The 23,017-nt window shown below is 41.8% G+C and carries 18 protein-coding genes and 1 pseudogene; 1 reads left to right on the top strand and 18 read right to left on the bottom strand.

All coding sequences use genetic code 11. From position 1 onward, the window contains the following. The 7 genes from AC58PV_RS26690 to AC58PV_RS26660 all read right to left on the bottom strand — a co-directional run bounded on the left by AC58PV_RS26690 (nucleotide 1) and on the right by AC58PV_RS26660 (nucleotide 9,910). Nucleotides 1–1,323, bottom strand: a complete 1,323-nt coding sequence (locus tag AC58PV_RS26690; RefSeq protein ID WP_497435683.1) for a spore germination protein — start codon at nucleotides 1,321–1,323, stop codon at nucleotides 1–3. A gap of 163 nt (nucleotides 1,324–1,486) precedes the next feature. Next, complete coding sequence (locus AC58PV_RS26685; protein ID WP_497435682.1) at nucleotides 1,487–2,341, bottom strand: diguanylate cyclase domain-containing protein; 855 nt, start codon at nucleotides 2,339–2,341, stop codon at nucleotides 1,487–1,489. Beyond that, nucleotides 2,338–4,431 carry a cellulose biosynthesis cyclic di-GMP-binding regulatory protein BcsB gene (locus AC58PV_RS26680; RefSeq protein WP_497435680.1) on the bottom strand — a complete coding sequence of 698 codons (2,094 nt, stop codon included), beginning with the start codon at nucleotides 4,429–4,431 and terminating at the stop codon, nucleotides 2,338–2,340. The genes AC58PV_RS26685 and AC58PV_RS26680 overlap by 4 nt, the downstream gene beginning before the upstream one ends. Nucleotides 4,432–4,445: 14 nt before the next feature. Next, nucleotides 4,446–5,696, bottom strand: coding sequence for a glycosyltransferase family 2 protein (locus AC58PV_RS26675; protein ID WP_497435679.1), 1,251 nt, complete (start codon nucleotides 5,694–5,696; stop codon nucleotides 4,446–4,448). Then, a complete protein-coding gene (locus AC58PV_RS26670; protein ID WP_497435678.1) occupies nucleotides 5,693–7,258 on the bottom strand; it encodes a hypothetical protein in 1,566 nt (521 codons plus the stop codon). Before AC58PV_RS26670 ends, AC58PV_RS26675 begins: the two co-directional genes overlap by 4 nt. A 13-nt stretch (nucleotides 7,259–7,271) precedes the next feature. Then, nucleotides 7,272–8,759, bottom strand: a complete 1,488-nt coding sequence (gene wsfD / locus AC58PV_RS26665; protein ID WP_497435676.1) for a glycan biosynthesis hexose transferase WsfD — start codon at nucleotides 8,757–8,759, stop codon at nucleotides 7,272–7,274. A gap of 20 nt (nucleotides 8,760–8,779) precedes the next feature. Further along, complete coding sequence (locus AC58PV_RS26660) at nucleotides 8,780–9,910, bottom strand: hypothetical protein (RefSeq protein WP_497435675.1); 1,131 nt, start codon at nucleotides 9,908–9,910, stop codon at nucleotides 8,780–8,782. Nucleotides 9,911–10,140: 230 nt separating this feature from the next. On the opposite strand from AC58PV_RS26660, the gene AC58PV_RS26655 reads away from it, so the two are divergent. After that, on the top strand, nucleotides 10,141–11,091 hold the full coding sequence (locus AC58PV_RS26655) for a serine hydrolase domain-containing protein (RefSeq protein WP_497435674.1): 951 nt from the start codon (nucleotides 10,141–10,143) through the stop codon (nucleotides 11,089–11,091). 89 nt (nucleotides 11,092–11,180) lie between these two features. Here AC58PV_RS26655 and speD read toward each other — a convergent pair whose 3' ends face one another. The 11 genes and pseudogenes from speD to AC58PV_RS26600 all read right to left on the bottom strand — a co-directional run. Then, nucleotides 11,181–11,993, bottom strand: coding sequence for an adenosylmethionine decarboxylase (gene speD, locus AC58PV_RS26650; protein ID WP_497435673.1), 813 nt, complete (start codon nucleotides 11,991–11,993; stop codon nucleotides 11,181–11,183). A 105-nt stretch (nucleotides 11,994–12,098) separates the two neighbouring features. Next, the gene (locus tag AC58PV_RS26645) at nucleotides 12,099–12,713 is read right to left on the bottom strand and encodes a hypothetical protein (RefSeq protein ID WP_497435671.1); all 615 of its coding nucleotides are present in this window, start codon (nucleotides 12,711–12,713) and stop codon (nucleotides 12,099–12,101) included. Nucleotides 12,714–12,757: 44 nt separating this feature from the next. Further along, nucleotides 12,758–13,933, bottom strand: a complete 1,176-nt coding sequence (locus AC58PV_RS26640; RefSeq protein ID WP_497435670.1) for a sugar ABC transporter permease — start codon at nucleotides 13,931–13,933, stop codon at nucleotides 12,758–12,760. A gap of 11 nt (nucleotides 13,934–13,944) precedes the next feature. Next, nucleotides 13,945–15,465 carry an ATP-binding cassette domain-containing protein gene (locus tag AC58PV_RS26635; protein WP_497435669.1) on the bottom strand — a complete coding sequence of 507 codons (1,521 nt, stop codon included), beginning with the start codon at nucleotides 15,463–15,465 and terminating at the stop codon, nucleotides 13,945–13,947. 93 nt (nucleotides 15,466–15,558) lie between these two features. After that, nucleotides 15,559–16,659 (bottom strand): sugar ABC transporter substrate-binding protein, encoded by a 1,101-nt coding sequence (locus tag AC58PV_RS26630; RefSeq protein WP_497435668.1) that lies wholly within the window; start codon nucleotides 16,657–16,659, stop codon nucleotides 15,559–15,561. Between the two features lie 112 nt (nucleotides 16,660–16,771). After that, nucleotides 16,772–17,848, bottom strand: coding sequence for a D-xylose ABC transporter substrate-binding protein (xylF, locus tag AC58PV_RS26625; RefSeq protein ID WP_497435666.1), 1,077 nt, complete (start codon nucleotides 17,846–17,848; stop codon nucleotides 16,772–16,774). A 95-nt stretch (nucleotides 17,849–17,943) separates the two neighbouring features. After that, nucleotides 17,944–19,518, bottom strand: a complete 1,575-nt coding sequence (locus AC58PV_RS26620; RefSeq protein WP_497435665.1) for a response regulator — start codon at nucleotides 19,516–19,518, stop codon at nucleotides 17,944–17,946. Beyond that, nucleotides 19,515–20,915 (bottom strand): sensor histidine kinase, encoded by a 1,401-nt coding sequence (locus tag AC58PV_RS26615; RefSeq protein WP_497435664.1) that lies wholly within the window; start codon nucleotides 20,913–20,915, stop codon nucleotides 19,515–19,517. The genes AC58PV_RS26620 and AC58PV_RS26615 overlap by 4 nt, the downstream gene beginning before the upstream one ends. 35 nt (nucleotides 20,916–20,950) lie before the next feature. Further along, nucleotides 20,951–21,934 (bottom strand): substrate-binding domain-containing protein, encoded by a 984-nt coding sequence (locus AC58PV_RS26610; protein ID WP_497435663.1) that lies wholly within the window; start codon nucleotides 21,932–21,934, stop codon nucleotides 20,951–20,953. Nucleotides 21,935–22,021: 87 nt separating this feature from the next. After that, complete coding sequence (locus tag AC58PV_RS26605) at nucleotides 22,022–22,816, bottom strand: ABC transporter substrate-binding protein (protein ID WP_497435718.1); 795 nt, start codon at nucleotides 22,814–22,816, stop codon at nucleotides 22,022–22,024. 21 nt (nucleotides 22,817–22,837) lie between these two features. Continuing rightward, nucleotides 22,838–23,011, bottom strand: a pseudogene (locus AC58PV_RS26600) (helix-turn-helix domain-containing protein); the annotation flags it as partial. Between the last annotated feature and the right edge of the window lie 6 nt (nucleotides 23,012–23,017).

The following is a 23,017-nucleotide window of genomic DNA, read 5'->3' as shown; positions in this document are numbered from 1 at the left end:
TCATTCACCTTTTGGATATTTCAATTGCAAATACGGAATGCCAAATGATTTGACACCTGCCAAGTAGGAGCAAATAATGACGATTCCGAATAGGAGACCAAGCACGCCAAAGATGGCAGAAAGAATTAGTAATACATATTTAAACAATCGTAATGTGAGTGAATTCTGATAACCCACTACCGTCGCATTGGAAATTGTCGTAGCCGCTAATACAATAATGAGCAAACTGCTTACTAGTTTCGCCTCTACGACAGCTTGGCCGAGGACAATCCCACCTACCATGGTAAGCGTTGGTCCAATACTTGGCGGAAGTCGGATAATCGCTTCCAGTATTAATTCCAATACAAATAACAATAGTAAAGTCTCAACAATGGCAGGATAAGGTACATCTACACGACTTCTCGCAATTGAATGTGCCAACTCAAACCGCAGCACATCCGGATTAACTGATACTAATGCCACATACAACCCAGGAATAATGAGCGTTATTAGCGCACCTACAATGCGAATGAAGCTTAGCATTATGGCAAATACAGGCGGGTGATTGGAATCATCTGTTATCACGAACAAATCCGACACAATGCTGGGTAATACCAGCGCAAATGGCAATCGCTCAATGAAAATGACTGCTTTCCCATCCTTTAATGCTTGTGCTGCACTCTGCGGCAATTCCGTGGTATTGTAACGGGTAACTAACGTATAGTCTGAGAATCCAAACATTCTGGATAGTTCTTGCATATTACTAATATCCTTATGTAATTTTGACTCGATCGCGTCGATAATAGATCTAAGCAGTGTAGGATCAATCTTCGTATTCAAATAGGACAATACTACGCAATTTTTGGATAACTCCCCAAATCTATACGTCGCAATCTGCAATTCACTTGAATTGATATGTTTCCGAAGCAAGCCAATGTTGAGCTCAATATCCTCGTTAAAAGCGCTGCTTGATCCCCTCACCACATTTTCAGTTAGTGGCTCCCCGATTGAACGGTTAATCGGTTGTCCAACCGGGATAATACTTATGGAGGTTCCCGACGGCTCATGAATGGCAATAAGCATGCCATTTAATATTTCGGAGATATATTCCTCCAGTGAACAGTTAGTTACATTGTGGCCAAGCCCTCTCAGCCTATCTTGTATGGAGTTATTCACATCATCAACTGTTTGTATTTGTTCGCGTACCATGGTAAGAGATAGCGGGAAATTCACAAGTGTTCTTAATCCTAGTAGGGTTATCTGATCATTTCCTATCCATAGGTGGCGCGAAATATACTCTCTGTCTTGTTCAAAATGATATTTCAAGCTGGTCTCAATCGACAACGCGTTTCCTCCGTTCCGATTCCTATCGTTTAACAGATCACAGGTAGTATTCGCTTAGTTCTATTTTGTTAATCATTTCTAATCATTTAAAAAAAACAAAAAAGACACAGGTCTCTTAAAGAGATCTGTGTCTTTTTGAAGGATTAGGAAATGTACGCCTTATTCAGACGTCATATTCCAATTGCTTCTTCGCAAGCGTAATAAATTCCAATGGGTTCGGAACTTCCTTCGCATCATACTCAATCGCGCCCATCTTCAAAATAAGTTCGACCCGGTATTTATCTCTGTACTCATTCCTGTTCCGTTCCTCCACGCTATTTTTTAATCGTTCAATTACGATAGAGGCGCCAGGACGGTCCGTGAATAACAGCATGCCCCACATAGGATTCTCTTTATTGAGCAAATAAAGTGAGTCATTCGTACGAATGTTGGTTTGACTCATTCGTGATAGATCAAGAACGGCTTCCATGAGTTGGTCTTCACCGATAATACGCCTGATCTCATCCCAATATTTCACACTGAAAACCAGGAGGGTTAAAGGGATATGATAACGAACAGACAGTGCCATGAAGATGGTCGCATCGGATTGGAACGAGAACGTATTCTTTAAGCTTGTCTTCGCATCAACCGTTGCGAGAGATTTGTTGGCCTTCTGCAACTGTTCATTCTCCAACTGTAGCTGATGATTTCCATAAGTAAGCAGCCACGTTGAAATCGTAAATAGTGGCGTCATAATAAGCCAGAAGTAATTCTGAGGTCCAACGACTCCTCCTACCACAACCGTTTGATATAGTGTAAATGTCCCGTAACCGAAGATGAATAGTATGTTCAGTATCAAACCGGTTGTTACATTTGTAAAGTAGGTTACGATCGCTATTAAAAAAGCGAGGTTCAGGAAAATTATATTTTGAATATATAGGTTCGGATTGCCCGCGGTAAAAACAATACAAATGAAGCAGACAATGATCAGCAAAATAAATGCGCCATCCGAAACCAAATTGTTTTGTATACGCCTCATCGAGCATCCCTCCGCTTCTTACGGTATTTACGAATGAGCAAGATAAGGGAAAGAATAACCAATAAGGCAACAAGAACAACAGCAATCATAAAGCCTAGAACATCTTTGCGATCCATCACATCGCTCAATACCGTAGATGGCTCAGCCGTCGTTATTTTTTTAAAACGAAAAGCATTAATTTGCCCGTCAATGTCCGTTACCGCACCATCGCCGAATACTTTCCACAACGTACCCTCCGAGCCGATAAGTTTAGAGGCTAAATACGCATACTCTGAGCTAGCCCCTGTCACAGCGAGCAGACCGAAGCCATTTCCATATGGCGAATCAATCAATTGCAGTGATCCAATACGCGTACCGTAATTAGCTTCTATGCTCATTTTTTCATTGGAGACGAAGCCTTTGCCACTACTATCATAACGAAAATAGAGCTTGTCATTATTTGAACGGATAACCTGATTATTCTGATAACTGCCGATGGCGATGATCTCACGATTCTTCAGTTGAGAGGCCGCGACATTGTCTTGATAGAAAAGCACTTCGCCCGTATTAGTCTGTGCATAACGCCCTAATAGATTAAAAATGTTGGAGATCGTTTGATATATGTATGTATCATGCTCTTTGGGTAATACGACAGCCAACTGATTGTAACTGCCATCTCGCAGAAATGGGTACGGGTAGTTGTTAAACAGCATGTCCGCTTTATCTTTGGTATTTAGCTGTAACATAGAATCTTTATCTACAAACGCCCAAGGCATCTGCTCTTGATTCTCAATGCAGCCAGCATTTTTCAATTCCAAATCGAAAGCAACTTTTACTGTGAAATTCCCGCTGATATTCAATGTTTTGGGGATTGCAATATCAATATGATCATTGTCGGCAAGCTCGGAAGTTAATTTCTTGCTGCCGATTGGCGTATCATTGATTAGGATCGTAACCATAGAACGGTCGAAGTCTAGATTTTTGGCATAACGATACTTAATGCTCAATTTACTTGCATCCGCGATCGAACGATTCCCAGGCAGTGATACGAAATAAAATTTCTCCCGATGACGGTCGCCTACGATTTTATCACCCGTTTCCGTTAACGTTATGTTTCGGCTAATACTCACTATCGGGGATTCTACCTCAGTTGTAGCATCAACCACTTTCGTATCCGTATCCAGTTGACTAAGTAACGCCTGATTCCCAATGAATCGCCCTGCTTTCACGAGTAAAGCTGTGTCCAATGAAGTGACCACCAACGTCGGTTTTCCTTCTAAGCTTACTAACTTAATAACGGCTTTACTATCCACATCATTTGCAGGGATTGTTGACTTCACTTCTTCAGGAAGATCGTTATAAAAAGAAATAAGAATAAGGGCTTGCTTATCTTTCATACTCTCCGCACTGTAAGAAGCAATGGGAATCCCTTTATCTGATAGAGGGTTCACCTTGGCAAATCCAGAGAGCGCGTACGTAGCCGACTCAAGCACGGCCAAATTGCTTTCTCCTTCTGTGATTAGAATTGCATTCAGCCCTTCTTTGATCGTATCCAACCCGATAAAATGCTCATTAAAATCGCGAATACTCTTCTGAATAGCTGCGTTGGCGTAATTTACAGAAATCCGAGAGGTTTTGGAAATCTGTAACCAGTTATCTCTCGTAGCCGTTGGCAAACAAGCATTGACTGCGAGCGGCAAGGTCGTTTCGAAGTTCCCTTGAATAGTCAGTGTATTCACGTCTTTTACTAGATACGCTACAGGAACAAGAACAGTCAATTGTTGTTGCTTTGTTTCTTGCATCAGGGGTCGGAACGAGTGAAAAGGATTACCGTTAATCGATAATGTCACACTTGATCTTTCATTCTGCAGAAGTTTTGAAATCTCATAGTCGAGATGAAGTTCAACACTTGATACGTTCCAATAGTCCTCGATTTGAAAATACTGCGATGTATAAGTTACGCCTCCAAGTAACGACGTATCAGCAAAATTAGTTTGGTATTGTTTATTACCAGTTGATGGTGAAAGTTCTTCCGCTCCTGCTGTTGTACTTAGCATGTTAATCAGGAGTGCAAGACAAACGGTCATAATCAACAGCCATCGTTTCTTCATAAATTCTCCCCAATCTAATACCTTTCGGTTTTATACCATTTGACTTCTCGTTTGAAGACCAAATCCTTCAAATAAGCATACATACCATAAGCAGCAACAACCATCCACATCTGACAGTAAGTTACATACATGAGCATAATAATCCAAACATTTGAAAGCTTCATTTCACCCTTTTCTGTGACCAACGTAATAAATGTCCCGAGAATAAATAAGATAATAGCCAACCCCCACAAGAAGGAGCTAAAACTCGCTATGGTCGTACTTACATAGCCCAATGCATGCAATATTAGAAGTAAATCGGACATGACTAATGAAGTTAAAAGAAGCACATAAATGGATAAATAATAAAAAATATCAAAATGGATATTTCGGGCTGATCGTTTGAACAATAGCGGAATATTTTTGACAATGACATAAATATTGCCCTTCGCCCACCGGGTTCGCTGCTTAAACCACACCTTAACAGTTTGTGGTTCTTGCTCCCATGTGACCGACTTAGGCTGAAACTTAATCTTATATCCCATTAAGTAGATGCGGAAACTAATTTCCGTATCCTCCGCAATCGCTTTTACATCCCATCCACCCATATGTTCAATGATCGAGCGTCGGACAATAAAGTTCGTGCCAGGAATCGTACATAACTTGAATAGTTTCCATCTGCCTGCTTGTGCCATCCATTGGAAAGATAAGGTTTCAACATTAATAAAGCGAGTGAGTAAGCTTGCATCTCGATTACGAGTTCGAAATTTCCCAATGACAGCTCCCAAAGTTGCATCGTTTGTTATTTCAGATACAAGGTAAGTCAATGCTGTTTTCTCTGGCGTGTTGTCTGCATCATAGATGGCAATAAGCTCACCTTTACTTAGTTTAAAACCCAAATTCAAAGCATTAGACTTTCCTTTACCACCGATCACATTATCCGTGTTCAAAATGATTAAATTGCGACCAGGGTACTTCGCTTGGAGGTTTCCTAACAGGACACTGCTATTGTCGGAAGAGTTGTCATTAATGACGATAATCTCATACCGATCATGAGGATACGAGAGCGCGAGCAAAGATTCAACCGTCTTGGTTATTACCTTCGCCTCATTATGTGCTGGTACCATAATACTTACGAATGGATACTCTCCTGGTATAGGTGCAACAGGTTTGTTCTCAATTTGTATATAATATAAGTAGCCCGCAACAATGAGAATGACATTAACCAACAATAGTGACCAAATACAGAAGACGGAAATTAACATTAAAATATCTGCAACTGTCATAATGACCTTCCCTGGTGGGTGAATTTTCTTTTATACATGCGATACCCAATAATAAGAAATACCATAAAAATAAGAAGCGTCACTAAAATAAGAACAATAAAGATATTGTTTTGAACTGAGAATAATGTTGTAAAGCTCTTCTTCACTTCTTGTACATAAGCATGATCAGAGTCGATTTCAGCTATCGTATTGTTTAGTGCGATGGCATGTCCGTTAATTTGCAAATGGCCGCTCTTTGAAGACATTTCATTGGTGTCCGTACGGACATTATGCTCTTGATTCTTATAATCGGCGAAAGTTGTCCAATTTGTTAGTAAAGCATCAACTGTGACATTCAACTCCTGGCGATCTTTAGGAAAAGGATAGACAATCGCAGTATCCAATGGCATTGGAGCCAGCATTTTAGAAGTCAAGTTATAGTTGCTGATTTCTTTTGCTTGAATAGTATACATAGCCGACGAAAATGCACTTGATATTGAAGTTTGTGCTCGATACATGATGCGTTGATTTGGAAATATAATGCCTGATTGAAAAAACGATAATCCATTTCCAATGTAATGTTGGTCATAAGTCCAATATAGTTCGGTACCAATACCCAATGGAACTATTCCATACGCAGCTAACGCATTCAGAAAAGAGCTCATTTGTGATTTTAATACTGTTACATCCTGACTGATTGTTGAGTTTACAACAGGTGCATTAACAACAATGCTACCATTTCGAGATTGTACATGCTTAATTGCTTCCAAATAACGCTGACTTGCAGGAAAATCTAAGTTATTTAATATAGGTTGAACGCTTACGATAAAGGGAATTCCTGCTTCGTATAGACGATCCGCCATCTCATTTAGCATATCAAGATCAGAGAAGGGGTATATCTCATCAAACAATACATAATTATGAGTTTCTTTCTTGAAAGACAACCAGTCCCTTAGGACATAAGCTGCTGCTTGCTCGCTTAAATTCTCCTTATTCATGTAAGGGATATATGCGTATTTACCGTGTATAACACCATAAGGTGAAGTTGATTTCTTTTTCTCTGATGTTATCTGTCCAACTGCAGTCCCCGTAAATTTCGTTATATAGTCAAGATTACTGGCTGCAATTGAATTTTGAGAAAAATTACCAATCGAAATACTTATACTATCTTGATCTAACCGTATATCTTCCAGGTTCATATCCTGTCGGATATTGGCAGGGAGTCCATTCCCTATATGCATATATTCCCCTACGTACTCAATCATATCCTGCTTAAATAAATCTATCGGTGGTGTTAAATCATCTACATTTCGAATCATAATGACTTTATTGAAATTAACAAGCATCCCTTTCTTATAACTGTCATAAGATGTCACCGTAACTTGAATGCCAAAAGAACCCAATAGTCGTTGAATAGCCTCGACATTCCCTTCTTTTGGTGTGCCTTTAGCAAGGCTGTCATAGACCAGAAGGACTGCCGTCTTCTCTGATTGATTAGCAGAAGTAATGCTCGGATAGCAGAACATAACTAGCAAGACACATACAATGAAAAGAATTAAACGTTTGAATCGCAGGTTATGCACGATACTTACCTCCTTACATAGCCTTAGTGTCAGTGTCATCTTCAACTTCCTGAATCCATAATCTCTTAGCGATTAAATCACAAACCGTAATAAGTGAAACGAGATCGAACACCAGCGTGAATAAAAATTCATGTTTTGCAAGATCTGCATCCCCTGCTCCAACAATAGAAACGAAAATCCCAGAGAGTCCAATCGTGATCATCATTAGTATTAACGGCAGTCTAACTGCATTCCTACGTTGTCTCAACCTGATGGATTTAACAAAAGAAGGTAAATATAGTCCTATAATAATAAGCATCCAAATGATTACAAAGCCAAATGTTTTAGGAGCTAACCACACTTTCAACAAACTGTAGCTCGAAAAGAAAATGGTTTGTGATCCGAATGGTTTTCCCGTCGACGCTTCATAATTACCCATCGCATGTGGTCTTATACTAAATGCATCTTGAGCAGCTAAATTGAGCATTTTACCAGCTTGATCAGGATGTACTACATAGTAAAGCAAAATCGACACCACATTATATTTATTGTAAAACTCATCTTGCATAAGATTTGAATCCACTGCTGCTGACGAGTAAGGATTGTAATACAAGGTCTCATCGAGAACTGCAAACTGCTTGTCTATTCCAAAACTTTCGAGCGTTTTCTCAGGATTCACTGAACCCATGATCACACCGCGTGTCATCGCGTGGTACTTATTGATATTTACAAATTCCTGTGGAATAAGTACATAACTACCAATACCAATCCCAAATAATGCAATTAATAAAGTTGCCGTAATTGCACGAAAAGATCTCGTCTTACGAATAAAAAGAAAGAAAACGCCAAAAACCGCAATAATCATTCCGACAGGAGCATTCTGTTGCTTACTTGTTGTCAGAAAAATAGCACTGATAACAAATACGGCTAACATTACGTAATCGTTATATCGTTTCCGATAAAGTAATATACCCGCGGCAACCATAAGAATTGTCATAATGAGCACGATACTCTCACTATAAAAAGAATTAAAATAAGCCGTATATCCCGTATCACCTAAAACGAAAATGGTGATTAACGAAACTAAATAACCTCTCTTCTTGGACATTTTCCATGTAAGAGCCTCTACAAATAAGTAAATAGCAAGTACGTATAAAACGAGGTACATCCCTGCTTGAAATCGAATATCAAAAATATGAGAATCATGAAGTAAAATATTAATAAAGAGTGATGCTTTAATAAACATGGATTGTGATGAAAACAATGTAGCACCGTTCTCATTATAATATTGATAAATACCGTAATTTTTAACGAAATAACCGAGGTAATTATTCATATAATTCGGGTCATTGAAATACAGACCGTTACTGTACAATATTCGAAAGTAATCCCCATTATCAGCCATCCCGATATAAGGAGGCGTAAACAGTGCGATCACGGTTATTAGAAATACCATAATGGCAGCGAAAGTAGCTGGTGTCAGATAGCGCAGCAACTTCTGGATGTAACGATGGTTCCACATGTGATCGCACTCCTTTCTGATCAGTACGTGTAGGCAAGAAGTGCCATCAAATTATCGAAGGAATAGGCTTGTGCGACATTGACATCCCCAAAGCCACCATTCAGTGGGCTCTGTGGATTATGGATTTGAAATTCATTCATTTTGAGAATACTATCGGTATATAGCTCTTGATCTTTAATAACCGATCCAATCATGGCCGATATCGCATAAATTGCGGTTGATCTTACATCGGATAGTGGTTTTCCATTTTGATCATATTGACCGAACAAGGTACCTGCTTTGACTTGAGCTTTGATATATTGGATACTAGCAGGCTGTTCCAGCTTAACCTCAGCTAGATTCAGAATTGTTAGTAACGATTCTACTGTGTTAATGCTTTCCGATTGATAACTATTCTTCTCAAAATCATAACGGGTTTGGTAAAATGGAAACGAATCTGACAAGTATCCTTCTTGGGCAATTTGCAGCATACTAGCTTCAAGTGTCGCCTTCTTCTTGCGAGATGTTGGTATAAGTTCCAAAGATGCAGCATCGATGTAACACAAGGTAAGGAAGGAATTTGTCATTTTATATGTGGGATCATAGAAGTCTCGCAATTGTCCCTGGGCAACATTGTATTGATAGACTCTTTTGGCATATGTTTCTGCTTGTTTCCTGTAACTCTTTGTTCCAAAAGCGACAGAAGCTTCATCAAGTGCCCTAACGATACGCAAATCATCTACAATTGCATTCATAGGATATTGTTTGTTCTGTTTAGGACTGTATCGATAGCTAAAGCCGTAGGGTGTATCAAATACTAACTTAGCTTGCTGCCACTGTTCATCAAACTTATCTCTCTGACCAGTTAGTGCATAGTATCGCATGAGAAGACCCGCGGATTCACTCAGAACCTCATGTCCTGAAGCTGCAGCACCCAATTGATCGGTATCCTTCAAATTCGTATAAACACCATGCTTGCTTGTGAGCTTGTCACTTATAAAGCTAAGTAACATGTTACGATTATCCATTAATTGCATGTTCTGACCATACTGAGAGCTGACTTGCCGCTCCAATCTCGGAGTGTTTCCGAACATAGAATGAATCCCAACATAGATCACACAGATACCCATCAACCCGAGGCTGATTCGTACTAGATTCCTTTTAATTGGCATCGATTTCCGGCAGCTCCTAACACAATTGTTTCCAGTAAACCCGAAAAATGGTATTGTCAAAAAATGACAAAAAGACTACACACTGCATCTGAGGTGGAATCTTTTTTCTTGAGGTTGTATTATGCACGTGAGTAAGCCTAGTTAGTTTTAGTTTATCACATGATACTCCCCCATCAAAAGGTAAATCCTCCCTAATTCGAGAAAAATGTCGTAATATAAAGAAGGATGTCATGAACTTTTCAAATTTGAGAGAAGAATTAGTACCAGCCAATCTTGTCAGTTGTCTTATCAGTCAAGGAGGACAACTCATATTCGAGCAATATCGCGAACCGCATCTAGCTGAAACTGTTGCCAAAATCAATTCCTGTACCAAAAGTGTCCTCTCTGCACTCTGTTGCATCGCTATGGATCAGGGACTGTTGCCAGCACCTGAAACACCTGCATCTGTTTACTTCCCACAGTTAGTGAATGATAAAGCATCGCATAAGAGTGAAATAACACTGCTTCATCTCCTAACGATGACATCCGGCATGAATTGGACAGAATTTGGTGGACAGAATTCGTTTCCTAATATGACAAGAACGCCGAACTGGGTAGATTTCGTGTTAGATCAGCCCTTTTCGTATCCACCCGGTACGACAATGTCATACAACTCGGGTGGATCTCAACTTTTAGCTGCGATCCTAGTCCAAGCAACGGGCATGTCCGTTGCCCGCTTTGCGGAATTAACATTATTCGAGCCGCTCGGCATTGAATCGTATCATTGGGAACAAGACCCTCAAGGCATCCATACGGGAGGCTTCGGTTTGTCACTTCGTCCCATAGACATGCTCAAATTTGGTCAACTCTACCTGCAGCAAGGAAAGTGGGGACATACACAGCTGATATCCCAAGAACTAGTTGCCCGTTCCACACAACCTGCGATACGAGCGGAGTCCCCTCGCCGCGGCAGCTATGGCTGGCATTGGTGGACAGACACGTATCCAGATCGAACGAGTGACGACGACATTCCCCAGTTGCATTACTTTAACGCGTATGGATTTGGAGGCCAGTGCATTTATATCCTCCCTTTTATCGATGTAGTCGTTGTATTGACCAATGATCAACGAAAGAAGAGCAAAATTCCCCTGCAAGTGTTCCGCCAATCCGTGGCGCCATATCTGATGGAACTTATAAAATGAAATTCAACGAGTATTTGAAGTTAACCTACATAATCCAACGCGAAAAGGGTTTGGTGCAGTCGTTTCTGCCTCCAAACCCTTTTTAAACCTCAGGTAAATATCATATTCTTCCCATAGAAGATTTCATCCATCTCCCATTTGACGCTTTTCTCGATTTCCAACTGTTCTTCTGTGCTGAGTGTATCTTTCGTGTATCCGAACAAATAGTTGTTCAAATCAAACTCACGAAGTTTACATTTCGTATGGAAAATATTTTCCTGATACACATTCACATCAATCATCTGATATAAATCTTGAATATCCTCAGGGATGTAGTTTTGAATCGAACTGATCTCATGATCAATGAACAGCTTGTGGCCGCTAATGTCACGCGTAAATCCTCTCACTCTATAATCCATCGTCAGGATATCGTTATCGAAAGAGCGAATAAGAAAATTCAACGCTTTGAGCGGAGAAATTTCTCCACATGTGGATACATCAATATCAGCTCGGAACGTACTAATTCCCTCATCAGGGTGATATTCAGGATACGTATGAACGGTAATATGACTCGTGTTGAGGTGCATAACTACCGCGTCGGGCAACGGTCCTGGAGACTCTTCGAATGATTCGCTTGGTTCCTGTTCGATTGGCCCCTCAGATACTAGCATCGTTACGCTAGCTCCTTGTGGGACATAGTCCTGTTTGGCGATATTTAAGACGTGCGCCCCAATAATGTCGGCAACTGTTTTCAATAAAGCCGTCAGTCGATCCGCATTATATTGCTTGTCAATATAAGCTATGTAGGCTTCGCGTTCTTCTCTTGTTTTGGTGAAACAGATATCATACATATTAAAACTTAGGGATTTGGTTAAATTATTAAAGCCATGCAGAGTGATCATCTGCTCCGAAGTTAGTTTCAAGTAAATTCCCCCTATGTGTATCCATTACACTATTTACATAAAAATTAAACAGCTACACATAGGATGGTATGTCGGAGTCGCTTTTATTCCATGCTAACAAATACATCATCCACGAGAACTGTCATATGCGTGGTAGGTTTTACCCCAATAAGCCTCCTCCAATTCGTCTTTCGACAGTACCAGACTCATCGATTTGCCGATTTGCCTAGCATGATAACGATAAGCATTGTAAAAATTTCTCTCCGCTGAACTAATCGGGCTTCCCTGATAAATGGGAGACTGCTTCGCAAACCCGGTACTAACGAGGATAGATATACCTGACGCTACAAAGCGTGAGACTAGATAAGCGGCTACACCCTCCCACCCCGTCAATATAAATCCAACTGCAACAGCAATTATCATGGGGAGGAAGAGTCCATTGATATGTGAGAACATGGCGCCTAATTGTATCATGGGGGACAACATGACCCCACCAAAGGATAGTAAGATACCGATCGTCATCGCAGTCAATGTACATATCGCAATACTCGAAGGACTTATTTGCAATACAAAACTCAAGATACCTGTGACAAAACCTAATGCTGAAGCCATCAGACTAATGGACTCTGTGGTTTTGAGTATGTTATTCGGTTTGATTTCAGGGTACAATCTCGCCATTAGACCAAAACTAGTTGGAACATCCAGGCTTATTTTAAGTCCCTGTGGCGTGTAAATGGCCATCACCTGTCCCTCCTTTGCGCCGACGCCATCCTTCCATCGATCAATCAAGCTCTCTTCTTACGCGTAACGACATCGAAAATAACCGCTATGGCTAAGACCGCACCACGAATCATGTATTGATACGAAATACCTATGCCCATAAGATTCATACCACTCGATAAAGAAGCCATAACAATGGCACCGATAATGGAACCCGTCACTTTACCAACGCCGCCTGCTGCAGAGACACCGCCAACATATGCGGCAGCAATTGCATCAAGCTCGAACAGAGTGCCTGCAGTCGTTGTTGCGGATTGCAGCCGCGCAGTGAAGAGGATTCCTGAAAGCGCTGAAAGCATCCCCATCGAACCGAATACAATATACGTAATCTTCTTCACGCTAATTCCGCTCAAATTCGCTGCTTCTGGATTACTGCCGACTGCATAGATGTGTCTGCCTAGAACCGTTGAAGTCGTCAAGAAGTGGTACACAGCAACCACTATCATCACCACGATGACCGTCCAGGAAAAGCCGTTATAACCAGCTAGAATCCACGTAATATACGCAATGATTGCCGAGACGAAAATAACCTTTACAGTGAATATATTGGCAGAAACAACTTCAAAATTGTATTTCAGCTTGTTGTTTCGTTTCGAGAATTCACTATACAGGTACAGAACGATCATAACTGCTCCAAGAATTAAAGAGAGCAGATTTAATCCTCCTACCTTGGCAATCGATGGGATGAAGCCATTCCCGATGGCATTGAAATGCTCATCTTTCACAATAATCGTGCCCGTTTTCTCCGTTACACGCAGCAACGCGCCTCTGAAAATCAACATGCCCGCTAACGAAGCCACGAATGACGGAATACCGAATTGCGCAACTAGCAACCCATTGAATAGCCCTACGATAATACCTAACACAAGAATGATTGGAATCGTGATATAGAATGGAACTCCTGCTTGTGAGAGGAGTACCGCGGCGATTGCGCCTAGAAATCCTGCCGCGAATCCAACGGATAAATCAATATGCCGAATAACGATGACAAGCGTCATTCCGACAGCAAGAACCGCAATATACCCCGTTGCGTCAATCAGATTACTTATATTTCGGGATGACATGAACAATCCATCTGTCATGATCGAGAACGTCAGCATGATGATGAATAGGGCAATGTACATGCCATATTCTCGAATATTCACTTTAATTAGCGATTTCGCTTCACTATAAAATTGCACGGCTCTTCCTCCTATTGCGTCGCAAGTTTCATGATTCGTTCTTGATCCGCATCCTCAATGGATAGCTCGCCTTTTATTTTACCTTCGGCCATGACATAGACACGATCACTCATCCCCAAGACCTCACTAAGTTCCGATGAGATCATGATAATGCTCATCCCTTCACTGATCAGCTTGTTCATAATTGTATAAATTTCATATTTGGCCCCGACGTCTATGCCGCGCGTAGGTTCATCTAAGATGAGCAGGCTCGGATTCACAAATAACCATTTGCCGAGTGATACTTTCTGTTGATTTCCCCCGCTCAAATTACCAACAATTTGTTCCACGGAAGGCGCTTTAATATTTAAGGACTGCTTGTAGTGGTTTGAAATTTTTACTTCTTCATTATGATTAATGATGCCGTTTTCAGATATCTGCTGCAGGTTGGCAACCGCAATATTTTGCTTAATATCTTGGATTAGGAACAATCCGTCCCCTTTGCGATCTTCTGTTACGTAAGCAATACCTGCCTGAATGGCATCTTTCGGATGGTTGAATGTTTGTTTCGCACCTTCCATAAGAAGGTCACCACGAAGCTTATACGCTTTGGGATTCCCAAATATACTTTGTGCCAGTTCCGTTCGGCCAGATCCCATTAACCCTGCAATACCAACAATTTCACCCTTATTAATATACAAATTCACATCTTTCACGACGTCTCGACCCAACTGTGGATCATATGCCGTCCAGTTTTGAATCTCAAGAATGTTCGTACCGAATGACTTCGTTGTTCGCTTCGGATAGATATCGTCGATCTCGCGACCTACCATGTTTTTGATAATGACACTTTCGGAAATCTCGCCTTTAGCTGCATCCAATGTACATATCGTTCTGCCATCTCGCAAAACAGTGAGTTGATCCGCAATCGCTGTCACTTCTTTGAGCTTATGAGAGATCATGATGCTCGTAATGCCTTGCTTTTTGAGTTCGCGCAACAGCTCCAGCAAGTTCTCGCTTTCTTTCTCATTGAGGGCAGCTGTCGGTTCATCCAGAATGAGCAGCTTCACATCCTTGCTCAAAGCTTTGGCGATTTCAACAAGCTGTTGCTTCCCGACGCCCAAATCTTTGACGAGAACCTCTGGATTCACATCCAGCTTCACCTTCTGAAGCATCGCTTTGGCTTGACGAATCGTTTGATTCCAGTCAACCATCATCCCTTTTCTCACTTCATTGCCAGCATAAATGTTTTCGTACACAGTAAGATCCGGAAATAGCGCTAATTCTTGATAAATAATGGCTATGCCCGTCTTCACACTATCACTAATTCTTGAGAATTGTTGAACTTTGCCCTCAAAAACAATATCACCTGCGTAAGTACCGTAAGGATATACACCGCTAAGCACTTTCATCAAGGTCGACTTACCCGCACCATTTTCGCCCACCAAACAATGAATTTCGCCTGTGTTCACTTTAAAGTTAACGTTCGCAAGAGCCTTCACACCCGTGAATTCTTTGGAAATGTTGTTCATTTCTAAGAGATATTTATTCATCTTCTAGCGCTCCTTAGCCAACCGACTCATGGAATAGAGGAATAGTGATAGACGGATCTATCACTATTCCATCCAAACTATGTGATCTTACACCTACAAGCCTTTGAAATCGGATGCTTGGTAGTATGCCGAATCCACGAGTGCAGATTTAACATTTGCTTTATCTACGACGATGACGTTCGTTTGTTTGGCTTTGACATCAATTTTGCCATTGTTGTAGGATCCCGTTGTTTCAGGTGTTTTGCCATCCAAGATCGCAACAGCCATACCCATCGCGTCTTTCACGAGTGTACGAACATCCTTGAATACGGTCATGGATTGCTTACCATCAATGACGTATTGGATTGAAGCTTTCTCTGCATCTTGACCGGTAACGAGGAATTTCGTAACCGCTTTATCTGATGCGAAAACGTCTGCGATGGAGCGAGCTGTTCCATCATTTGGAGCAAGAATGGCAACGTCACCTTTCATGTCTGCGGCAGCAGCTGTCAAATGGGTTTGAGCTTTATTTTTGGCTTCATTTGCATCCCAGTTTGTCGTAACTTGACCAATAATTTTACTCATTTGCTCACGTGATAGTTTGGCCGTTCCTTTCAAAGCAGCTGCTTCACTGGAGTTCGCAATTTTGAAAGTGCCATCGGCAATTTTCGGCTGAAGCACTTGCCATGCGCCTTCGAAGAACAAGAAAGCATTGTTATCCGAAGCAGCACCTGCGTACAAGTACAATGGCTGACCTGGTTTCGCTTTATCCACGAGGTATTGCGCTTGCGCTTTACCAACAGCGATACTGTCGAAAGTCACATAGTAGTTAACAGCATCTGTTTTGGTAATCAAACGGTCATAAGAGATGACTTGAATTCCTGCTTTTTTAGCCGATTCTACAGCTGCTGCTGCTGCATCCCCATCTTGTGGACAAATAATTAACACTTTGATTCCTTTTGCGATTAACGCGTCTACGTTTTCTTTTTCTTTCGCTGAAGAACCTTGGCTGAATAAGATCTCTGTAGTATATTTCGAACCTTTCAAGGCATCTTTGAAACGTTGCTCATCTTGAACCCATCTTGGTTCATCTTTGGTAGGCAATACAATACCGACGCTCACTTTCGAACTGCCAGAGTTCCCACAGGCTGCAACCATTACGGCTAGGAACATGACTACCAACATCAAAGAAATCGCTTTCACACTACGTTTCATTTGAAATACCCCTCTCATTTGTTTTGGCTCTGCGCCAACTACAAACTGAGTATATCACCGGGATTTTCCAATGTAACCGCTTTAAATTAGCACTTTTTTTAACATTGCTATACTATTTTGTTATTTTCCCTTGACTCACATTTTTATAGACATCTTCTCTCAGATGGAATCCATCCGCAATTATGGTGGCATCCATATTCGACTGATCAACGGCAATGGGTTCGAGCAAAATGGACGGTACGTCAATTTTCTTATTGTTTACTTTTTTATCCGCGTGGACATTTTCACCCTTTGCCATCTTCACAGCAAGCTCAGCCGCTGTCTCGGCAAGCTTCTTAATCGGTTTATACACGGTCATTGTTTGCGTCCCCTCGACGATTCGCTGGGCAGCTGCAAGCTCAGCATCTTGCCCCGAAACCGGGATGCGACCGGCCATCTTCTGAGCAGTCAAGGCTTGAATCACACCGCCAGCTGTAGCGTCATTCGCAGCAACTACCGCATCTACTTTATTCTGATTCGCCATCAAAGCCCGCTCCATGTTCGCCAACGCATTCGTCGGCTTCCATTCCTTCGTAGCTTGATCAAATACAATATGAATATCACCTTTCTCAACGAGAGGCTTCAGAATATTCATTTGTCCTTTTTTGAACATATGTGCATTATTGTCGGTATCCGCACCTTCAATGAGAACATAATTCCCCTTTGGTGCCTTCTTTATGATCGCTTTTGCCTGCAATTCACCAGCTTTCTCATTGTCGAAGGAGACATAGAGATCAACATCTGCCCCAACAATCAAGCGATCATATGAAATGACTTTAATGCCCGATTTGTGCGCTTTCTCCACAATCGCTGCGGATACCTCCGCATTGTGCGGCACAACAACCAGCACATTTACACCGCGCGAAATCAAGCTCTCCGCTTGTGCAAGCTGCAGAGCATCATCACCGTTCGCAGCTTGAACCTCAATATGCGCGCCGAGCTTTTCTACCGCAGCTTTGAACAAATCGCGGTCTTTCTGCCACCGTTCTTCCAGCAAAGTATCGATCGATAAACCAACAATTACTTTTTGGTCGGATTGTACAATCCGATTGGGGCTTGGCTTACTATCAATTTGTTGGCTAGCATGATTTGTTGGCGGCGTACTCGTCCCAACGAACGAGCAAGCCGAGAGCATGATGGCTATGATCACAGTGATGCCAAGCAGGCCACTCTTGATTCTGACTTGTTTCAGCGCAAGCCCCTCCTCATTGGTTTCATCCTTAATCTAAAATCATAAGTATTAGCTTAACTATGCTTCTTTTTCGTTGGTCGAATCAGCAATTTCCGATAATCCGTAGGTGAATGACCGACCAACTTTTTAAATACACGGCTGAAATAATTCGGATCGTTGTAGCCCACTTCAAACGTAATTTCCTTGAGACTTTTATCTGTTTCTTGCATCAATTGCTTGGCCATTTCAATCCGGTATTCCGTTAGGAAGTCAATATAATTCATTCCGAAGTGCTCTTTAAACAGCTTACTCACATAGAATGGATTTCGATCAACTGTAGCGGCAATCCGCTCCAACGATAAATCCTCGTGCGCATGCGTCTGGATATATAGCTTCATCGTTTGGAGTAAGTCCGTTTCAACAACTTCTCCCACTTGAACGATTTGATGAATCAACAACCGGGATTCCGCTTTCAGTTGCATATAACTTGTCGTTGAATAGGGAAAATAGGGTGTGCGAACTTCCATCCCCATTTCTTGCAGCAGCCGGGTCACAACAATCAATACTTCAAAAATCCGCTGCTGCGACATCCCAACGCCTTGCCCTATACCTTCGAAGACATCAATCATTCTGGCAATTTGATCGCCAGCCTGGTCTAGATTTCCCCGTCTGATCTCCTCGAGAACGTTCTTCTCCATCTCAAGAGAACGACCACCAATCGCCTGGATCTCATCCTGTGTCAAATTCTCAAACAAACAATAACGAGCAAGCAGTGTGTGATCCATCGAAGCCAACAAGGCTTCCTGATACGATTTCCGCATGTCCCTCACGTCTTTACATACACCGCCTATGCCTATAAACAGACGAAATCCACTCTTCCCGTCCAACGCTTGGATCCATTTCCTCGCAATGCCTATGGCCTGTGCACGATAGGAGAACTCACCATCCATAAAGATGATGGCCGGCACTTGATTGCCTGACATTTTCCCTAACCAGATCGGATTGGACACATCCAGGGACAGCTCATTTACTTGCAGATACACATCATCGAAATCCCGCGACTGCCCTTCTTCTGAAGAAATAGGTGAGAATTGCAAGGTCATCACGAATCCGTCTCGCCCAGTCGGAAGACCAATTAAGTCGATCATTCCAGGGAGTGACGCTGTTTGTACATAATCAAATAGCAACTGCTCCACAATATCTGCCTCAACGAGAGGTGTCATTTTCTGCAGCCGCGCTTGTTCTAAGCTTCTTTTTGCCAACTCTTGTTGCATCATGACTATCTCACTCGCTACCCGTCCAATCGTCTCGAGCACGACAGAAATTCGACTTGGTTTCAGCATATAGTCATAAACGCCTAACTTAATGGCTTGCTGTGCGAATTCAAAAGTATCAAATGCAGTAACAACAATAAACTTCACAGTTGAATTAAACTCTCTGATTTTCTCCATTGCTTGGAGCCCATTAATGCCCGGCATCTTAATATCCATCGTGATCAGGTCTGGTTGTAACCGTTCGGCTGCTTCAATCGCTTCCCTGCCATTCGCTGCTTGACCGACAACTTCTACATCTGGCGAACCTTCTTCGATAATCCGTTGCAACGCAATCCGCTCAATGTGTTCATCATCTACGATTAACATACGAATCATATAGCTTGCCCCCTCGGCAACTTCAATGTTATACAAGTACCAACTCCTGGATGGGATTCGATCTCTATAACCTCTTCAACTCCATAAAACAGCTGTAAGCGATGAATCACGTTCCAAATTCCTAAACCAGTTGAATGCCCTTTATATACGGAATGTTCCGTGTGGGAGAGCAGCTTATGCAATTGCTCTACATCCATGCCCTGCCCTGTGTCTTGTACTTGAACAAGGATTCGTTTCTCTTCCTGCTTGACTCGAATGGTGAGTGTCCCACCCTCTTCAGCGGGTTCAATCGCATAAATAAATGCATTTTCTGCAAGCGGTTGCAAAACAAGAATAGGAAGCTCGATCCCTAGTAGAGACTCATCAATCTCACGAACGACATGCAAGCGATCGCCGAAACGAGCTTTTTGTATAGTCAAATACTCCTCCAGTACCTCGAGCTCATCCTTCAAGGATACTCGGCTATCCAACTTACGGAGATTATATCTAAGCATACCGGCGACAGAGCTAATTAATTCGCTTGTTTTATCCGCGCCAGCCAAATAAGCTTCCTTCGACAACATATTTAACGTATTAAAAAGAAAATGGGGATTGATCTGACTCTGTAAACTCTTTAACTCGCTTTCCTTCAGCATGAGCTTATGTCGATGCAGATCATATTCCAATTGGGCTTTACTTTGAATATCATCGATAAAATGACCGATCTTCAGACGCATACTTTCTAATGTTATAGCTAAAAAAGATATTTCATCGTTATTTCCCAAGTCTATGGGATTCTTGAAATTCCCCCGTGACAACTCCCGCGCAGACAGCGTTAATTTCAGCAAGGGCTGTGTCACACTATCAACGAATCGATAGGAAAACAGCAACAAAAGCAAAGAAACTAGCGCTAATGTCCAAAGTCCCATCTTCTTAATGTTTTCACTTCGTTTAATAATCTTTCTATAAAAAGCATCATAGGTGTTCTGTTCACCGCTAATTAATGTGAGCGTAGTTTCTGAAATGTATTTGGAAATGTTGGATGCCTCATCAAATTGTTTGGCTGCGTTTTCTTCATCATTATCTTTTTGAAAACGTACAGCTAAATCCATCGCTTCGGCCTGACTTTCCAGCATGTTCTGCAAATTGTTGAGGGGCATTGTGTTGCTCGGATTCCGCAACCAACTCATCTCTTCCTTTGTTCGAAGTAGACTGCCCATGTCCGAAACATACTGATTCATGCTTTCTAATGTAGGTGACATCCGATATTTATTCAACGTGGTTAAGGATTGCTGGCTTAATTGCGAGGCTTGATTCATTTGCATGTAACGCTGCAGAATCTCATTATACTTCTCAACGGTCCGCTGATTATAGATGCTCATGGAGAGCCAAATAATAGCCATAATGACCCAAATCAAGATCGATAACATCATCATTTTACTTCGAATGGTTTTCAGGGCGCTTTCTCCTCTTCTCCCGATGAAGTCACAATGCTAATTGGTGTAAAGTAGCTGTTCTCGAGCGGCAGCTGTGCAGCAACTAACCAACGTTTCATTAAATTAACACTTAGAATACCCATGTCTTCATAGTGCTGCGAGAGTCCTGCTTTCACCTGACCATTCTTAATCAACATCATGGTTTGCGGAGAATCATCGAATTGGAAAATCGGATATTCTTTGGTTCGTGAACGCGCATGTGCTGCTTGAACGATGCTCTCGCCAGCTTCTGAGGTTAAACCGACAAAGGCTGTCACATTCGGATAGTGATTCAAAATATCGTTCGTTTGCATCTTCGGTTGCGAAATTTCAGGATCATTAGCTGCGATTACAGCCTTTAGCCCCTCATACTTTCGAAAAACTTCCGTCAGACCTTTCAATCGCAAATCATCCGTTGTAGGAGACGCAAGGTTTTTAATAACACCAACGACACCTTTGCCATTCAACTGAGTTGCTATGTATTCCCCCATAATAATGCCTTCTTGATAATGATCGGAACCAATATATGACTTGCGCAAGCTGCTAGGAGCATCAGAATTAATGGTAATGATGGGTATGCCTTTCACTGTCGCTTTCTTCACCATGAGGTCAAAATCCGGATGATCCACGCCCTCTACAACGATCCCACTCGCTTTGGAAGCGATTGCAATATCAATCTGCTTAATTAGCCCTTCCAAGTTCGAACGGTATACACCCCAAAAGTCAATTTGAATGTGATGTTCCTCCGCTGCTTCACGTGCCCCTTTCTGAATGGCATTCATCATGAAACTGCCTTGCTCCTGTGAAATAATCACGATGCGTTCGGTATGTACATTCACCATAGGCTCCCCTGCCGTAGACATACTCACATCGCTTTGATAAATCTTGAGCATATAGAACAAAGAAAATGACAACGCAACAAAACTGCTGGCAATGATCGCAATCCCAATCAATTTCTTCATTCGTTCACCCACAGACTCTTCCAATTTCCAGTAATTCTATCATGATTTCGGATATCCGAATAGAATCAAAATAAAATCCAGCAACAATTATGTTGCCGGAAGTAGGATTTGCGCAATCTGCTGTAAGAGGCGCTCATGATTGAAGGCCGTATGTTCATTCCAGGGCGCTTCCCAGCCCGCATATCCAGGGGTAATATGAACCCTCCCCCTCATTACTGGTGGTAAACATCGCCATTCCCCCTGTTTAGAAAGATCTGCCCAAGTCGCTTGGGAAATGGGATCCTTACAAATATTCACAATCAATTGATCCGCTTCAAATTTTGCTAATTCTTCCGCTTGCACGGACTGCGTCCAATGAAACTGATCCAACTGATTCGCTGGGTTTACTTGCAGATCATCATACAATACCGTTCCAGCAAGCTTGCCCCACACAAGTATTTCGTTGTGATGAACTGTGATGACTAACACTTTATCTTCTTGTATCGACAACTTAACGTTCTCTCTTAATTCAGCAGCTTTCAGGTCATAGCACTGCAGCCATTTCCCTGCCTCCTTCGACTTTCCAAGGAAATCGCCCATACGGATCAAATGTTCACGCCAGTCACAGTCCCATGGTAAAAATAAAGTCGGAGCTATTACTGTTAGTTTCACTTGTTCATCTTTAGGAATCCAGGCGTCAATGCCTATAACGTAATCAGGTGCTGACTGCCGCAAAGCCGATAAATTGAACTCATAATGATGACTCAATGGAACCGTTACATCAAAGGCATATTTATTTCGATAAAAGTCAGTCCAATAATGATCCATCGGTGCCGCATAAGGAATAATTTGAAGTGCCAGCAATTGACCAATGTTCACCCAACTGTACGCGGCGACTTTCATCTTCGTATTTTTCAAATACACAGCAGGTGCCATACCCATATGTTTCTTAAAATTAGTGCTGAAATAAATCTCATTCTTATACCCAACTTGAAAAGCAATCTTACGAATGGAGGCATTCGGGAGCTCTCGCATCAGTTCCTTCGCTTTACTTAATCGTAATTCCGTGACGTATTCAATAACGCCTTTACCAAATTTTTCTTT

The organism is Paenibacillus sp. J22FR83, assembly GCF_059691955.1.
This window is presented reverse-complemented; position numbering and strand designations above follow the sequence as displayed.